Raw genomic sequence first — 15,903 nt, 5'->3', positions numbered from 1 at the left:
CGGCAATGACCGACGACTGGGCCCCGCTGCTGGAAGACCTCGCCGCCCGCCGGCACGCCGCGCGCGCGATGGGTGGCGAGGAGCGCCTTGCCCGCCGCCGCGACGAGGGCCGCCTGAACGCCCGCGAGCGCGTCGACGCCCTGGCCGACCCGGGCTCGTTCACCGAGATCGGCGTGCTCGTCGGCGAACTGCCCGCCGACGCGTTCGTCGCCGGGGTGGGCGAGCTCGACGGGCGGCCGGTGGCGATCGGCGCCGAGGACTTCACCGTCGCCGGGGGATCGATCGGCGCCGGGGCCGCCGCCAAGCGCCACCGGCTGGTGGAGCTGGCCGTGCAGGAACGGATGCCGCTCGTGATGCTGCTCGAAGGCGCCGGGCACCGCCCGCCGCTGCCCGACGACCCCCCGTCGGTCCGGCATCCGAACGACCTGCAGGCCCAGGCGTCGGCGAGCGGGCTGGTGCCGATGGCGACCGCGGTGCTCGGCTCGTCGGCCGGCCACGGCGCACTGACCGCTCCGCTCAGCGACTTCACCGTGATGACCCCCGACGCGGCGATCTTCACCGCCGGTCCCCCACTCGTGAAGGCATCGCTCGGCGAAGAGGTCGACCGGCTCGCGCTCGGCGGCCCCGACGTCGCGCTGGCGAGCGGGGTCGTCCACAACCTCGCGACCGACGACCTCGACGCGCTGGCCCAGGTGCGGCGCTGGCTGTCGTACCTGCCGTCGTCGGCGTGGGAGCACCCGCCGGTGGGCGCCGCCGCCGACGGCGACCGCCCGACGCCGGAGCTGTACGAGATCGTTCCCCGCAACCCGCGCCGCGCCTACGACATGGCCGCAGTGATCCGGGTGGTCGTCGACGAGGGCACGTGGTTCGAGGTGCAGCCCCGCTTCGGGCGCTCGCTGCTCACCGGCCTGGCGCGCCTCGGCGGCCAGCCGGTGGCGGTGGTCGCCAACCAACCGCTGCACCTCGCCGGCACGATCGACGCCGACGCCGCCGACAAGGCCGCCCACTTCGTGCAGGTCGCGGATTCGTTCCACGTGCCGATCGTGCTGCTGAGCGACAACCCCGGGGTCATGGCCGGCACGGTCGCCGAACGGGCCGGCATCTTGCGCCACGCCGGTCGGATGTTCGCCGCCCAGCACCGGGCGACGGTGCCCAAGCTGCAGGTCACCTTGCGCAAGGCGTACGGGTTCGGCAGCTCGGCCATGGGAATGAACCCCTTCGACGGCCAGACGCTCAACCTCGCGTTCCCCGGGGTGACGTTCGGCGCGATGCCGTCACGCGGCGCCGACGACGCGACGAAGGCCGACGAGGCTCGCCGCCAGGCACTGCTCGAGGCCGAGCTCGCGTCGGGTTACCGCACCGCCGCCGGCATGTCGGTGGACGACCTGATCGACCCCGCCGAGCTGCGCCACCATCTGCTCGCCGGGTTGCGCGCGGCGCGCGCCCGGCTTCGTGGCCACGCGTCGCCCGTCGCCCGCATCGGCCACCTCGCCTGAGCGAGCCGTCGCTACGGGCTCGGTTGGCGGACGAGGGGCACGCAGTCGCTGACGCAGGCGACGTCGTCCGAGCGCGACTCGCCACCGGCAGGCGAGCCGGCCCGGTGCAACACTGCCCGCGTCGGGTCGATCTGCACGGATTGGCCGGACACGGTGGCCGTGCCGTCGGCGATCAGCGTGTAGCCGCCGGCCTCGTTCGGCGGCCAGACGAGCGAGACGGCGGGGCGGGCAGCGGCATACGCGGACGACTTCTGCCCGGTGCCGACCGCGAACCTGGCGTTCGCCAGCTCGGGGCGTACGGCTACTGCGTGCGGGCGCCCGTCGTCGGCGACGGTGAGCAGGTAGCACTGCTGCCTGCCGGCCATCGCCTCGCGCAGCGCGTCGACGTCGACGGAGATGCTCATCGGCACACGCTACGGGCCGGGAAGAATCTTGAGCGGACTGGTCGGGTTTGGGAGTACACTCGACCGCCTCACCCGTCCCCTCTGATCGGAGTACAGACATGGCCGTTCGCCTCGGAGACACCGCTCCCGACTTCACCGCCGAGACCACTCAGGGCACGATCTCGTTCCACGACTGGCTCGGCGACTCCTGGGGTGTGCTGTTCAGCCATCCGAAGGACTTCACCCCGGTCTGCACCACCGAGCTCGGCTACGTGGCCAAGATCAAGCCCGAGTTCGACAAGCGCAACGTCAAGGTGATCGGGCTCTCCGTCGATCCCGTCGACAGCCACCTCTCGTGGGAAGAGGACATCGCCGAGACCCAGGGGACCGCGGTGAACTTCCCGATGATCGGCGACGCCGACCATGTCGTCTCCGACCTCTACGACATGATCCACCCGAACGCGAACGACACCTTGACGGTGCGTTCGGTGTTCGTCGTCGGGCCGGACAAGAAAGTGAAGCTGATCATCACTTACCCGGCCTCGACGGGTCGCAACTTCGACGAGATCCTGCGGGTCATCGACTCGCTGCAGCTCACCTCCAACTACAAGGTCGCCACGCCCGCCAACTGGCGCGACGGCGAGGACGTGATCATCGGCGCGGCGGTCACCGACGACGAGGCGAAGGAGCTGTTCCCGAAGGGTTGGAAGGTGTTGAAGCCGTACCTGCGGGTGCTGCCCCAGCCCAACAAGTGACCTGACGGAAAGGCGCCGGGCGCCGGCGTTCGGGCATCATTTCCCCATGGACGTCTTCGAGGCGATGGGAACGGCTCGGGCGATGCGGTGGTACCGCGAGGACCCCGTCCCCGACGAGCTGATCGAGCGCGTGCTCTGGGCGGCGACGCGCGCCGGCAGCCCCGGCAACAACCAGTGCTGGGACTTCGTCGTCGTCACCGATGCCGAGCAACGCCGGCGCCTCGGCGAGGCCGTGGAGCCGTTCGCGCAGGTCGCGGCGCGAGCGAGCGAGCCCGACGACCCGACCGCGCGGCGCACCCTTCACGGTGCCCGCCACCTGGCGGGTTCGCTCGCCGACGTGCCGGTGATCGTCGTCGTTTGCGGCCACAACGTCTACCCGGCGCACCATCCGATGGAGCACATGATGTGGTCGGCGGTCTACGCCGCCAGCCAGAACCTGATCGTCGCCGCGCGGGCACTCGGCCTGGGCGCGGCATTCACCACCTTCCACGCCACCGCGCCCGCCGAGTTCAAGCGAATCCTGAGCATCCCCGAAGACCGCCACCTCGGCGTCACCATCCCCCTCGGTTGGCCCGCCGGCCCGGAGGGCCCGGTCTCACGCAGACCGCTGGAAGAGGTCGTGCACCGCGACCGCTGGTGACTACTTCGTCCCGTCTGCGTCGTCACCGTCGTCGCTGTCGCCGTCGTTGTTGGCTTTGTCTTCGGCGGCTTGTGCTTGTTGGTTGCGCCAGCGGATGAGGGCGCGGAGGCGGTCGAGGTCGTCGATTGGTCTCACGGGTTGGGGTTTGACTTGGTGGTGGTCGCTGACGTCGGGGTGGCGGTTGTGGAAGGCGCACAGCAGTCGCCCGTTGAATTGGCTGGTCTGCCCGCCGTCGCGCCAGGTGGTGATGTGGTCGACGTCGCAACGCTCCACGCTCTGGTAGCAGCCTGAGGAGTGTTGGCAGCGGCGGTCGCGGACTTCGATCGCGCGGCGTAGGGCGCCGGTGAAGCGTCGTTTGTGGGTGACGGCGATGACGGTGGTCTTGTTGTCGAAGATCACCGATTCCACTAGTGCGTCGTTGACCAGTCCGGCTGCTTGGCCGGGGGTGATCACGGTGCCGTTGGACAGCTCACACATGTGCCGCAGTGTCTGGTCGCCGACGAGCACGGTGATCAGTGGGCGTTGGCGGCCGGTCTTGGACGCGGCTGAGCGTTTGGCCATCTCCACCAACGCCGCCGCCCGGCGCTGTGTCGCGGTGCGCACGACCAGTTGCGCCTTGTCGGCGAGCAGCAACTGGCGTTCCAGGCGTTGTAGTTCGTTGGTGAACACCGCGCCTGACACCGCGTCGAGCTGACCGTTGATCACCACCGTGCCGTCCAAGGTCGCCGACGCGTGCAACGCGTTGGCACTCTCGTTGCGTTCGGCCTCGTCCTCGGCGGCGGCGGCGTTGGCGCGTTGACGCCAGTACTTGACGAGCCGTTCGGCGTCGGGGAACGGCAACCGGGCGCATTGGTCGACGAGCCATTCCTCGCTGTCGGCGAACGCTGCTTGGCAGGGTTCCTTGCGTGCCTTGGCGAACAGGTACACGTGATCCAGCGACAGCTGACCGGCGGTGATCGCCGCCGCAGCATGACGCATCATCGCCAGGTCCCGCGCCCGGGCGAGCTCCACCCGCGCCGAGTGCGTCGACGTGTTCGTCTCCCGGGCCAGGCGCTGAGCGGGGCTGCGCGAACCATCGCCGGCCCACACCCCCCGCATATCCCAACGGCGAACGACAGCGGCGCGGGCCACACCCAACCGAGCGGTACAGCGCTGCACCGCAACGGTCAACGCGTGCAATCTGTCGTCAGACAACCCGGCGAGGTCGAGCCGAGAGAGGGCATCGACACCGGCGTTCAAAGCCGCCAGCGCCTCATCCTCGACCCCTACAACCCCGACTACGGGTTCCATCAGACCAGTATACGAACATATGTTCGCTACGTCAACCCCGTTGGGCGGAAAGTTGCAGGAATCTCCGAAGGCGCGGGCGCTACCGCGCCAAGGCGCCGAGTGCAGCCACGACTCGACGCCAACCCTCACCGAGCACGGCGAGGTCGCCGCGACCGTGCGGGTGCGTCTCACCGGTGACGGCGGCGAACGCCTGGCACGCGAGCGTGCAGGCCACGACGTCGCCTGCCCCGACAGCGACGTCCACCGCTTTGTCGAGAGCGATGCGCGCCTCGTCGTGCTTTTCGAGCAAGGCGTAGGCCGCGCCGGCGGCGACAAAGGCAATCGTGCGGTCCAGGTAGGTGGCCCCGGCGGTGTCGTCGACCGCGGCGGCCAGCTCTACGGCGTCGTCGGCTCTACCTCCCAGCGCGGCGACGAGCGCCGACGCGGTCTGGGCGAAGGGATGGGTAGACATCGGCTCCGCGACCAAGGCGAGCTGATCGGCCGCGTCTTCGATCCGGTCGAGCTGCGCGAGGGCTACCGCCCTGATGATCAGGGCCTCCCCCGACGCGCCCTCCACCTCGTCGGAGCGGTTCAACGCCTCGTCGACGAGCGCGAGCGCGCGTGCCCCGTCGCCGGCGTGCATCACCACACCGGCGGCGACGAGGAGCGGGAACGCCGTCGCGCCGTAGCCGGTCTGCTGGGAGACGAGCTCTTCCACGCCGCGCATCGCGGCCGAAACGCGGCCGGTGGCGAGCTGGGCCCGCAGCAGTGGCGCCATCGCCTGGACCTCGCCGTACCGGTCACCAAGGCGGCGGAACCGCGCTCGCGCGTTCTCGGCCAGCTCGACGGCCTCCTCCAAGCGACCGGTCCACAGTCGCAGAGCAGCGCGCAGGCATTCCATCATCCCCGCCGCCCACTCGTCACCACGCTCGCCCGCCTCGACGATCACGAGGTCGGCCAGCGAATCGGCTTCGTCGAAACGGCGGTTCAAGAAGTGCACCCATGCGAGCAGGCCGTACGCCCAGCCGACCCCGTTGCGGTCGCCGGCTTCGGAGAGCGTGGTCGCGGCGCGTTGCAGGCGCTCTGCGGCGGCCTCCGTATCGCCGGACATGAACGACGCCCACGCCCGGTGCTGCTCCACCCACGCCAGCCCGCGGGTGTCACCGAGATCGCGGTACAGCCCCTCGGCTTCACCGAAGAACCACTCGGCGTCGCGCAGCGAGCCGCCGAACAGCTCGAGAAAGCCGCGCGCCCGCAATGCCCGCGCGAGCTGGGGCTCCAGACCGGCCGCACGCAGGATCTCGACCGCGTGACCGAGCTCGCGGCGGGCGGCATCGAGGTCACCCTCCATCTGCCACATCGTGCCCAGCCACCGCCGTGCCTCGGCCTCGTTCACCAGGTCGCCGGCGGTGAGCGACGCGGTGAGCGCCAGCTCGAGGTCGCTGCGCGCCGGCGCGAAGCGGCGTAGCTCCACCGACGCGCCGCCGCGCAGCACGAGAGCGGCTCGGCCGACGGTGGCGACGTCGTCGCCGAGCAGGTCGATCGCCCTCGTGGTCTGGCGCAGGACGAGCTTCAGGCTGCCGCTGTCGAACGCCTTCGCCGCCGATTCGAGCAGCAGCGCGTATGCCTGCGTACGGATGTCGTCGGGCACTCCGGCGACGAGTCCGAGCTCAGCGACGAGCTCGGCCGCGGTGGCGGCATGGTGGGCGACGTCCTCGACCGCGATGCGCCCTCCCGCAGACGCCGCCGCCACCCCCGCGTGGCGCTGAGCCCGGACGGCCTTGGTGAGCATCTGGTACGCGACGTCACGCACCGAATTGGAGCGGAACCGCCACCGCGAGCCGGAGACGTCGAGCAGCCCGGCCTCCGCCAGAGCGGCGAGATCCGCGGGATCGAAGGTCTGGCGCAGCTTGCCCGCGAACGTGACGAGGCCCACCACATTGCCGGTCGTGCCCATCACGGCGGCGTTCTCGATGATCAAGCGCTGCTCGGGGGGGAGCCCGTCGAGGCGCGCGGCCACGAGCCCGCGGAGCGAGTCGGGCAGCTCGGCCACTGCGCCACCTGCGCCGACGAGGCCGGCCAGCTCCTCCAGGAACAGCGGGTTGCCGCCGCTACGGGCGTAGAGCTCGTCGACGGTGGACGAATCGAGGTCGGCGCCCGCCACCGCCGCGACGAGCTCGGCCGAAGCGGCGCGCGTCAGCGGCTCGAGCAACAGCCGGACCGTCGTCACCCGCAGCGCCGCGGGGGGCCAGGCGAGCTCGGGCGTGGAGCGAGCCGAAGTGACGACCACGAGGGGACGCCGCGCGAGCTGGGCGAGCAGCCGCTCGATCAGCTCCAGCACCGCGGTGTCCGCCCAGTGCACGTCGACGACGCTGACCACGACCGGACCCTTGCGGAGCTTCGCGTCGAGGAGCGCAGCGAGGGAAGCAACCAGCACGTCGCGCGCGACGGAGGGGTCGAGCGTGTCGAGGCGCGAGGGCAGGCCGAGCAGGTGCGAGATCGCCTGACCGAGGTCGTCGAGCACATCGGGCCCGACGATGGCTCCGAACATCTCCCGACCGCGCTCGATCGCCAAGGCGTTCGCCTCGTCGGCGGGCAGCGACGGGTCGATGCCGAGGTGGTCCATCAGCGCGCTCGCCACCGGCCACCACACGTTGGACTCGCCGTAGGGCACACAGGCGCCCTCCAGCAACATCACGTCCTGGCAGCCGGCGATGTGTCCGACGAGCTCGTCGACGACACGGCTCTTGCCGACCCCACCCTCACCCTCCACCGCCACAAGCACGGCACGCTCGGAAGCGAGAGCTACGTCGATCGCCGACAACCCGAGCGCGAGCTCGGTATCCCTCCCGACGAGTGCCGCGCCGCTGCGCCTGCGGCCGGACCCGGGCAAGGCCAACGGCTCCACGGCGAGGTAGGTGACCATGGACTGCGACCGGCCGCGCAACGCGAGGTCGCCGAAGGGCTCGTAGCGGATCACGTCGCGGGTCAGTTCGTAGGTGTCCGCCCCCACCAGCACCCCACCCGGCGGAGCTTCGGCCTGCAGGCGGCTGGCCGAGTTCACGACGTCGCCCATCGCCGTGTAGTCGCTGCCGGTCAGCGCCCCGACCAAGACCTCGCCGGTGCGGATGCCGACACGCATGCGGATCTGGGGCACTCCTTCGAGAGCGAGCGCGTGTGAAGCGAGAGTTCGTTGCATTCGCAACGCGGCACGTACCGCGCGCTCGGCATCGTCCTCATGGGCAACGGGCGCCCCGAAAAGCGCGACGATCGCGTCACCGAGCACCTTGTCGACATGGCCGCCGAACGAGGTCACGTCGCCGATCAGCAGCGCGAAGCACGAGTCGACGAGCCGCGTCACGTGCTCGGGATCCATCTCCTCGGCGAGCTGGGTGAACCCGACCAGATCGGCGAAGAGCACCGTGACCACCCGCCGCTCGCCCCCGAGCGCGGGCGTCAGTGCATGTCCGCACGACGGGCAGAAGCGCGCGCCCTCGGGGACCGAGCTGGCGCAGGAGGGGCACACCATCGACCGTCGAGCGTACGGCAGAACGCGGTTGGGCGATACCGACATGGGCGATACAAAGGACCCATGACAGACACCGCCATCCCCGCGACCGGCCGAGCCGCGGCCGGAGCCATTGACGCCGCGAAGCACTACGGCAGCGGCGACAACCTGGTGCGTGCCCTCGACGGGGTGACGGTGGCGTTCGAAGAAGGCCGCTTCACGGCCATCATGGGCCCTTCCGGATCAGGCAAGAGCACGCTCATGCACTGCCTCGCCGGGCTCGACTCGCTGACGAGCGGTGCCGTGTACGTGGGCGACACGTACCTCGCTTCCTTGAACGACCACGACCTCACCGAACTGCGCCGGCGCGACGTCGGGTTCGTCTTCCAGGCCTACAACCTGGTGCCCACACTGACCGCGCTCGAGAACATCACCCTGCCGCTCGCCCTCGGTGGCGACACGGGCGACACGGCGTGGATCGACGAGGTGATCGACCGGGTCGGCCTACGCGATCGTCTGCGCCACCGACCCTCGGAGCTCTCCGGCGGGCAGCAGCAGCGCGTCGCCGTCGCCCGCGCGCTCGCCAACCAGCCGAAGATCATCTTCGCCGACGAGCCGACCGGCAACCTCGACAGCCGCGCGGGCGCCGAGATCCTCGGCTTCCTCCGCCAAGCGGTCACCGACATGGGCCAGACGATCGTCATGGTCACCCACGACCCGACCGCGGCCGGCTATGCCGACCGGGCGGTGTTCCTCGGCGACGGCAAGATCGTCGACGAGATGCTCGAGCCGACTGCCCAGCGCGTGCTCGACCGCATGAAGCGCTTCGGGGACTGAGCGCGATGATCGGCACCATCACCCGCAAGAGCCTGCGAGCCCGGTGGGGCCGCAGCCTGTTCATCGGGCTCGCGATCCTGCTCGGCGTCGCGTTCGTCTCCGGCTCGTTCGTGCTCGCCGACAGCCTGAAGGCCACGTTCGACAACCTGTTCTCGCGGCTCAACGAAGACGTCGACTTGGAGGTCCGCTCCTCGCTTGCGTTCGACGACGTCGACGCGCAGCGTGACCCGATCCCCGCCGAGCTCGTCGACGTCGTGTCGTCGGTGCCCGGGGTCGGGCGCGTGGAGCCGCTGCTCACCCGCTACGCCCAGCTGCTCGATCCCGACGGGGAGCCCGTGGTCACCCAGGGCGCGCCGATGTTCGGCGCGTCGTGGACCGGTGAGTCGGGTCTCGGCGGGATGGTGCTGAAGGACGGGGTCGAGCCGCAAGGTTCCGACCAGACCGCGATCGACAAGGCGACGGCCGACCGCATCGGCTTCGAGGTCGGCGACGAGATCAAGATCATCTTCGACACCGGTCCCCACACGTTCACCATCGTCGGGCTGATCGGGCTCGGCAACGCCGACGGCTTCGGCGGCGCGACCATCGCTGCGTTCGACCCGGCCACCGCGCAAGAAGTCCTCGGCTCGGTGGGCACGTTCGACGCGATCGACGTACAGGTCGCCGAGGGCGAAGACGCGGCCGTGGTCGCCGAACGCATCGGAGACGTCCTGCCTCCGCGCGTCGAAGTTGTCTCCGGCGAGCAGGTGGCCGAGGAGAACTCCGATGCGATCAACCAGTTCATCGGCGTGTTCGGGACGGGGCTCTTGGTGTTCGCGTTCATCACCGCGTTCGTCAGCGCGTTCATCATCAACAACGTGTTCGGGATCACGATCTCCCAGCGCCTGCGCGAGCTGGCGCTCCTGCGCGCGGTCGGGGCGAGCGGCCGCCAGGTGCGCCGGATGATCCTCGTCGAAGCGCTGTTGATCTCGATCACCGCCACCGTGCTCGGCATCCTCGCCGGCATCGGCGTGGCACGGGGCCTGATCGCGATCTTCGACGCGGCCGGGGCAGGGTTCCCGCCCGCGGCACTCGTCATGAAGCCGCGCACGGTCGCCGTCGCCTTCCTCGTCGGGGTCGGCATCACCCTCGTTTCGGTGCTGCTGCCCGCGCGCAGAGCAGCGCGCATCCCGCCGGTGGCCGCGATGCGACCGGAGATCGGCTTCGGCGCGCTCACCTCCAACCGCCGGCTGGTCGTAGGCGGCATCGCCACCGTCGTCGGTGCGGTGATGTTCCTCGTCGGCATCTTCCTGCGCCCAGGCGGCACCCCCGGCCTCATCGCGCTCGCCGGCGGCGGAGCGGTGGCGGTGTTCGTCGGCGTCGCGGGGCTGTCCGCGGTCGTCGCCCGCCCGGTGACCCGCGCGCTCGGCTGGCCGATCGCGAAGGCCTTCCACGTACCGGGAAGGCTCGCCCGCGAGAACGCCGGGCGCGTGCCGCGACGTACGGCACGCACCGCGTCGGCACTGATGATCGGGGTCGCGCTCGTCAGCGCGGCGGCGGTGTTCGCGTCGTCGCTGCGCGACACGTTCGGGCGGGTCCTCGACCGCTCGGTGACCGCCGACTTCATCATCACCGACAAGTCGTTCCAGGGCCTGCCCCCGGCACTCGCCGGCCGCTTGGCCACCCTGCCCGAGCTCGCCGCCGTCTCCCCCGTGCGAGGAATCGCGGCCGAGGTCGACGGCGACGTCAAGGCGTTCGGCGCGATCGACCCCACCGGGTTCGCCGGCCTCGCCGACATCGGCCTCGTCGAGGGCAGCTACGACGCGCTCACCGAAGGCGGGGTGTTCGTGCACGAGGGCCCCGCCGACGACCTCGACCTTGCGCTCGGCGACCCGCTGGACGTCGTCTACCAGAACGGCGTCGAGGCCACCCTCACCGTCGCCGGGATCTTCGACGACGCCTCGCTCGTCGGCAACTGGCTGATCAGCATCTCCACCATGGAGAGCGTCACCAACGTGCCGCCGCGCGACTTCTTCGTGATCGCGAGGCTCGCCGACGGGGTCGAACCCGCGGAGGGCCGGGCGGCCGTCGACGCCGCCATCGTGCAGTTCCCGCAGGCCAAGCTGCAGAGCAACGCCGAGTTCCGCGCCGAGCAAGAGGGTCAGATCAACCAGCTGCTGGCGATCATCACGGCCCTGCTCGGCATGGCGATCGTCATCGCCGTCATCGGGATCGCGATCACGCTTGCGCTCTCCGTGCTGGAGCGCACTCGTGAGATCGGGCTGATGCGCGCCGTCGGGATGAGCCGTCGCCAGTTGCGCCGCACGGTGCGCTGGGAGTCGGTGATCGTCTCGGTGTTCGGCGCGCTCGTCGGCGTCGTCGTCGGCCTGCTGTTCGGTGTCGCGCTGTCGATCGCCGTGCCGGAGACGGTGATCGACGGGATCACGTTCCCGACGACGATGGTGATCATCGTGCTCATCGGCGCCGTCGTCGCCGGAGTACTCGCCGGCTGGTGGCCGTCGCGGCGGGCCGCGAAGATGAACATCCTCGAAGCAATCGCCACCGAGTAACCAAACCGCAGCTTCCGCGCCAATCTGTCAACGAAGCTGCGCCTGCCGCAGGTATCGCGACAGATTGGCGCGCAAGCCGCGCACGCAGCTTGCGCGCGCGAGCCGCGAGCCGGGCGAAGGGCGAAGGGCGAAGGGCGAAGGGCGAAGGGTCCGGGGGGTTCAGCCGAAGGCGATCTCGCCCTGGCGGCGGCCGCGGGCTGCGCGGGCTTCGGCCAGGAACAGGACCGCGGCGGGGTGGGGGTCGGCGGGACGCTCGCCGTCTTCGACGGATACCGCCCGCGACACCCGTCGGTCCAAGCGGTGCTGGCACTCGGGGCAGAAGTACAGCAGGCGGGCGTGCTCGCCGAAGCGACGCACCTCGATCGTGCCGCGGCAGCGAGGGCACCGCTTGCCGTTGCGGCCGTACACGGCGAGGCCGCCGGGCACCTCGGGTGCCGTCACGCGCTCGTGCCCGTTCAGGTTGTCCCTCAGCATGCGAGCAGCGGAGCGCACCACGTCGGCGGCGTCTTCGCGGGAGAGGTCACCGACGCGAGCGAACGGGCTTAGCTGGCACGCCCACAGCACCTCGCAGCGGTAGACGTTGCCGACGCCGCAGAGCACGCGCTGGTCGAGCAGTACGTCGGCGACGGCGCGTTCGGGCTCGGGGTAGCGCAGGATCGCCCTGACGCACTCGCGCAGGTCGGACCGCGGATCGCACAGGTCTGGCCCGAGCCCACCGAAGCCGGGATGCCGCCGGCGGTCGAGCGACTGGTAGGTCTCGACCACCGGGGCGTTGAAGCACACCGCCACCCAGTCGGGCACCTCGAGCACGACCACCGCGTTGCGTTGGGGCTTACGCCAGCGCTCGCCGGCGTGATACAGGTGCCACGAGCCGCTCATCCGCATGTGGGTGTGCAGGATCAGCCCGTCCTCCCACTGGATCTCCAGGTGCTTGCCGCGGCTGCGCACCTCTTCCACGACGTTGCCGGGTGAGGGGTGGGGCCCGATGTGGCGGTCGGCGAGGAACTGCTCGGTCGGGCGCCCGGCGAGTGCCGTGCGCAACGCCACTGCGGTGCGGTTGATCGTGTCCCCCTCCGGCACGCTCGGAGCGTAGAGGACGCTCGGCACCCTCATCGCGCATTCCCGGTAGGTTGCCGCTATGTCCGCCGCAAGATGCGCGCCCGACGACGACCACGACGACCACCGCAACCACGGCAACCACGGTGATCGCGTTCTCGAGCCGGCGCGCACCGACGATGCGATGCTGATGGCTTCGGCTCGTCGACGGTACGGCGCGGTCGGGGTGATCGTCGCCGGTGGGATGCTCGGCCTCGACAAGGTGCTCGGTCGTAAGCCGAAGGAGGAAGGCGCGCAGATCCAGGTGTCGCCGAGCGAACCCGGCGACATCGACACGCGCGGCATCGTCGTCGACGTCGACACCGAACGGCAGGTGCACAGCCGCCCCGCGCGCCGCCCGGTGGGCAGCACGCATCGCCGGGTCGTCAAGCGCCGGCACTGAGCCGAGACGTCAATCGCCGGCACTGCGGCGGCGACCACCGCCCGCCACGGGTCAGCCGATGCGCACCTTGCCGAAGATCGTCCCGTACAACAGCCGGCCCTCCTCGTCGAGGGTCACCCCCGCGGCGAGCGTGTTGTACATGGAGCCGCCGACCACGTAGTGAAAGCGCGACTCACCCGTGGTCCAGTCGATCCCCTCGATGGTCCACTGCCGGTCGCGGGTGCCACAGGTGTAGACGATGTCGGAACCCTGGCCGACGAAGGGCACCGAGTTGGGCGACGACACCGCCCGGTTCACCCACGCCTCGCGCAACGTACGCGCGGCGGGGTCCCATTCGTACTTGTGCAGCCCGTGGGGCGTGTAGGCGGGGTCGTGGCCGAGCAGGAACGCCAGTAGGCGCCCGGCGCGCGCGGGATACCCGGCCGGAACGTGAGCCGCCTCGTTGTTCACCGTCATCGCTCCGTAGCCCGACACCGTGATCGATTGCTCGGTCGCCACCTTGGTGAGCGTGGGGTCGCCCATCGTGGCCGGCCCCAGCCCGGCGATGCGGCGCGACGGCGCGCCCGGCAGCGATGCCCAGTCCTCGGGGATCTCGTCGCGCCACAGCAGGGTGATGTTCACGATGTCGTCACCGTCGCCGATCACCACGAACCGGTCCTCCTCGCCGAAGCCCATCAGCGAAGGCGTCGTGCCCGAACCGACCCCCGAGCCGTTGCGGTACCGCGCCGACCACGCGCCGTCGGCGGGATCCACCGACAGCCGCGTGCCGGTCCACACCACCTTGTGGGTGTGGTCGACCGAGCTCACGTAGATGCCGCCGTCCGCGTCGACGCACGTGCTGGTGCGCACCCAGCCGTAGCCACCGCCGCGCTCCGCCTCCATCCGCGCGCAGTGCTCGGCGGCCTGCTCGGCGGCGCCGGGCAGCTGGATGGCGTCGAAACCCTCGAAGTCGCGCTGCAGGCACACCACCCAGCCGTGGTCGGTGGTCATCACGATCCGGCCGTCGAAGGTGAGGTTGATGCCGACGAAGCGACCCTCTACGTACGCGGGCTTCTCCCATGTCGCGCGCACGCGAAGGGCGGAGCGCCTGTCGCGGGGATCGAGCTCCTCGTAGCAGACCGCGCCGCGGTGGCGTCCGAGATACAGGCGATGCTCGGCGTCGAGCAGGGCGTACACGCCGTCGAGCCCGGTGAGGAAGCGCATCGCGATGCCCATCGCGTGGACGATCGCCTCGTCGCCGCGCAGCTCGTCGAGCCCGGCAACTGCCGCTTCCAGCTCGGCGACGGGAGTGATCGGCTCCACCCCGGTCTCGATCGCGGCGAGCACCTCGAGCGTGTCGTAGTCGAGCTTCACGATCTGCTGGCGGCCATTGCTCCAGATGGTGCGGCGTCCGTCGGGGTAGACGCCCGAGATCAGCCCGCCGTAGTGGCCCGGCCCGATCCACACGTACTGCAGGTCCTCGGGCCCGAGGCGCCGGGTGGGCCCGGTCGGCCCCGCGGCCGCGGAGTTGTCCTGCTGGTCGGGGCGGCCGTGGGCGATCGGATAGCTGCTGTCGGCGAGAAAGGGGTTCCGCGGTCCCGTCGGCACCCAAGGATCATGGCCCGTCGCGGGCGGGTGAATAGGTTCTGGCGTGATGCACCCGCGATGTCGGACTCTTGGCGCGCCGGTGGTGGCCATGTGCCTGCTGACGGTCGCGGCGTGTGGCGGCAGCGACGATCCCGCCGCCGACTCGACGACCGCCGCCGACTCGACGACCGCTGCCGTCACGACGACGACCACCGACACGACCACGACCAGCGACCCGACGACGACCAGCGAAGCGCCGACGACCAGCAGCGAGCCGACGACCACGACGACGACCACCACCGGTGCGCCGACGACGACCGACACGACCACGACCAGCCGCCCACCGCATGTGAGCGAGCTGTACCAAGACCCGGCGAGCTGGATCTGTCGCGCCGACACCGACGACCTGTGCGACACCGAGCAGCCGGTGACCGAGGTCGCGGCGGACGGGAGCCTGTCGCCGCGCCCTGCCCCGCCGGCCGTCGATCCGCCGGTGGACTGCTTCTACGTCTACCCGACGACGAGCGACGATGCCTCGATCCGCAGCGACATGATCCCGGGCAGCGAGGTGGGCGTCGTCAGGATGCAGGCGGCGCCGTTCAACCAGGTCTGCACCGTGTACGCGCCGTTGTACCGCTCGGTCACGCTGGCCGGCCTGTTCGGTGGAGACGCCGAGGCCTCCGACTGGCTGGGCGCTTACGCCGACGTGCTCGACGCGTGGCGGCACTACCTCGACCACGACAACGCCGGACGGCCGGTGATCTTGCTCGGACACAGCCAGGGCAGCATCCACCTCACCCGGCTGCTCGGCGAGGAGATCGAGGAGGACCCCGCCCAGCTCGCGCTGCTCGTGAGCGCGATGTTGATCGGCACGAACTTCGAGGTGCCCACCGGCGCCGACGTCGGCGGAGCGACAGACAAGGTGCCCCTCTGCCGCGACGCGACGCAGATCGGCTGCGTGGTGACCTACGCCTCGTTCAGCGCCACCGACCCGCCCGGGGTCGACGCGTTCTTCGGCCGCCCCTTCCCGTTCCCGCTCGGCTCGGGCGAGGGACAGATGTCGGGGTGCACCAACCCTGCCGCGCTGGGCGGCGGGCCCGCCCCGCTCGACTCGATCTTCCCCACCGCGCCGTGGGCGCTCGGAGGACCCCTCGACGACGACGGCATCACCACCCCGTTCATGGCACTCCCCGGGCTGTTCACCGGCGAGTGCGTAGAGCACGACGGGTTCAGCTACCTCGCGATCTCCGTCGACACCGACAGCGCCGATCTGCGCAGCGACGTCGTGCCGGGCGGGCTCGGTGGCGGGTGGGGCCTACACGCCGCCGACGTCCCCTTCGCCGAGGGCTCGCTGATCGCGCTCGCTCGCCAGCAGATCGGCGCGTTCACCACCGCCGGCTGA

Annotated in this window: 12 protein-coding genes; 7 read left to right on the top strand and 5 right to left on the bottom strand. The window is 70.7% G+C overall.

From position 1 onward, the window contains the following. Window positions 1–5 precede the first annotated feature (5 nt). Entirely contained in the window at window positions 6–1,496 is a 1,491-nt protein-coding gene (locus IPM43_11105) for an acetyl-CoA carboxylase carboxyltransferase subunit (GenBank protein ID QQS23965.1), read from the top strand. Window positions 1,497–1,507: 11 nt separating this feature from the next. Here IPM43_11105 and IPM43_11100 read toward each other — a convergent pair whose 3' ends face one another. Beyond that, window positions 1,508–1,900, bottom strand: coding sequence for a pyridoxamine 5'-phosphate oxidase family protein (locus tag IPM43_11100; GenBank protein QQS23964.1), 393 nt, complete (start codon window positions 1,898–1,900; stop codon window positions 1,508–1,510). 98 nt (window positions 1,901–1,998) lie between these two features. Here IPM43_11100 and IPM43_11095 point away from each other — a divergent pair, with 98 nt between their 5' ends. Both IPM43_11095 and IPM43_11090 read left to right on the top strand, forming a co-directional pair. Then, the gene (locus tag IPM43_11095; GenBank protein ID QQS23963.1) at window positions 1,999–2,634 is read left to right on the top strand and encodes a peroxiredoxin; all 636 of its coding nucleotides are present in this window, start codon (window positions 1,999–2,001) and stop codon (window positions 2,632–2,634) included. Window positions 2,635–2,680: 46 nt separating this feature from the next. Then, window positions 2,681–3,274 carry a nitroreductase family protein gene (locus IPM43_11090; GenBank protein ID QQS23962.1) on the top strand — a complete coding sequence of 198 codons (594 nt, stop codon included), beginning with the start codon at window positions 2,681–2,683 and terminating at the stop codon, window positions 3,272–3,274. On the opposite strand, the gene IPM43_11085 is transcribed toward IPM43_11090, so the two are convergent. Next, the gene (locus tag IPM43_11085; GenBank protein QQS23961.1) at window positions 3,275–4,564 is read right to left on the bottom strand and encodes a DUF222 domain-containing protein; all 1,290 of its coding nucleotides are present in this window, start codon (window positions 4,562–4,564) and stop codon (window positions 3,275–3,277) included. It abuts the gene before it with no gap. Window positions 4,565–4,643: 79 nt separating this feature from the next. Then, a complete protein-coding gene (locus IPM43_11080) occupies window positions 4,644–8,072 on the bottom strand; it encodes an AAA family ATPase (protein ID QQS23960.1) in 3,429 nt (1,142 codons plus the stop codon). A gap of 63 nt (window positions 8,073–8,135) precedes the next feature. Here IPM43_11080 and IPM43_11075 point away from each other — a divergent pair, with 63 nt between their 5' ends. Together IPM43_11075 and IPM43_11070 are read left to right on the top strand one after the other, a co-directional pair. Further along, window positions 8,136–8,888, top strand: coding sequence for an ABC transporter ATP-binding protein (locus IPM43_11075; GenBank protein ID QQS23959.1), 753 nt, complete (start codon window positions 8,136–8,138; stop codon window positions 8,886–8,888). A gap of 5 nt (window positions 8,889–8,893) precedes the next feature. After that, window positions 8,894–11,437 carry an FtsX-like permease family protein gene (locus IPM43_11070; protein QQS23958.1) on the top strand — a complete coding sequence of 848 codons (2,544 nt, stop codon included), beginning with the start codon at window positions 8,894–8,896 and terminating at the stop codon, window positions 11,435–11,437. Window positions 11,438–11,596: 159 nt separating this feature from the next. Here the strand turns inward: IPM43_11070 and IPM43_11065 are convergent, their stop codons facing one another. Continuing rightward, entirely contained in the window at window positions 11,597–12,517 is a 921-nt protein-coding gene (locus IPM43_11065; protein ID QQS23957.1) for an Fpg/Nei family DNA glycosylase, read from the bottom strand. A gap of 58 nt (window positions 12,518–12,575) precedes the next feature. Here IPM43_11065 and IPM43_11060 point away from each other — a divergent pair, with 58 nt between their 5' ends. Then, window positions 12,576–12,935, top strand: a complete 360-nt coding sequence (locus IPM43_11060; protein QQS23956.1) for a hypothetical protein — start codon at window positions 12,576–12,578, stop codon at window positions 12,933–12,935. 51 nt (window positions 12,936–12,986) lie between these two features. Here IPM43_11060 and IPM43_11055 read toward each other — a convergent pair whose 3' ends face one another. Further along, window positions 12,987–14,522: a hypothetical protein gene (locus tag IPM43_11055; protein ID QQS23955.1), complete on the bottom strand. Its 1,536-nt coding sequence runs from the start codon at window positions 14,520–14,522 to the stop codon at window positions 12,987–12,989. A gap of 46 nt (window positions 14,523–14,568) precedes the next feature. On the opposite strand from IPM43_11055, the gene IPM43_11050 reads away from it, so the two are divergent. Continuing rightward, a complete protein-coding gene (locus tag IPM43_11050) occupies window positions 14,569–15,903 on the top strand; it encodes a DUF3089 domain-containing protein (protein ID QQS23954.1) in 1,335 nt (444 codons plus the stop codon).

The sequence above is a fragment of the Actinomycetota bacterium genome (assembly GCA_016700055.1).
Taxonomy (GTDB): domain Bacteria; phylum Actinomycetota; class Acidimicrobiia; order Acidimicrobiales; family Ilumatobacteraceae; genus Kalu-18.
The sequence above is the reverse complement of the archived record's forward strand: the minus strand, read 5'-3'. Positions and strand labels throughout refer to the sequence as shown.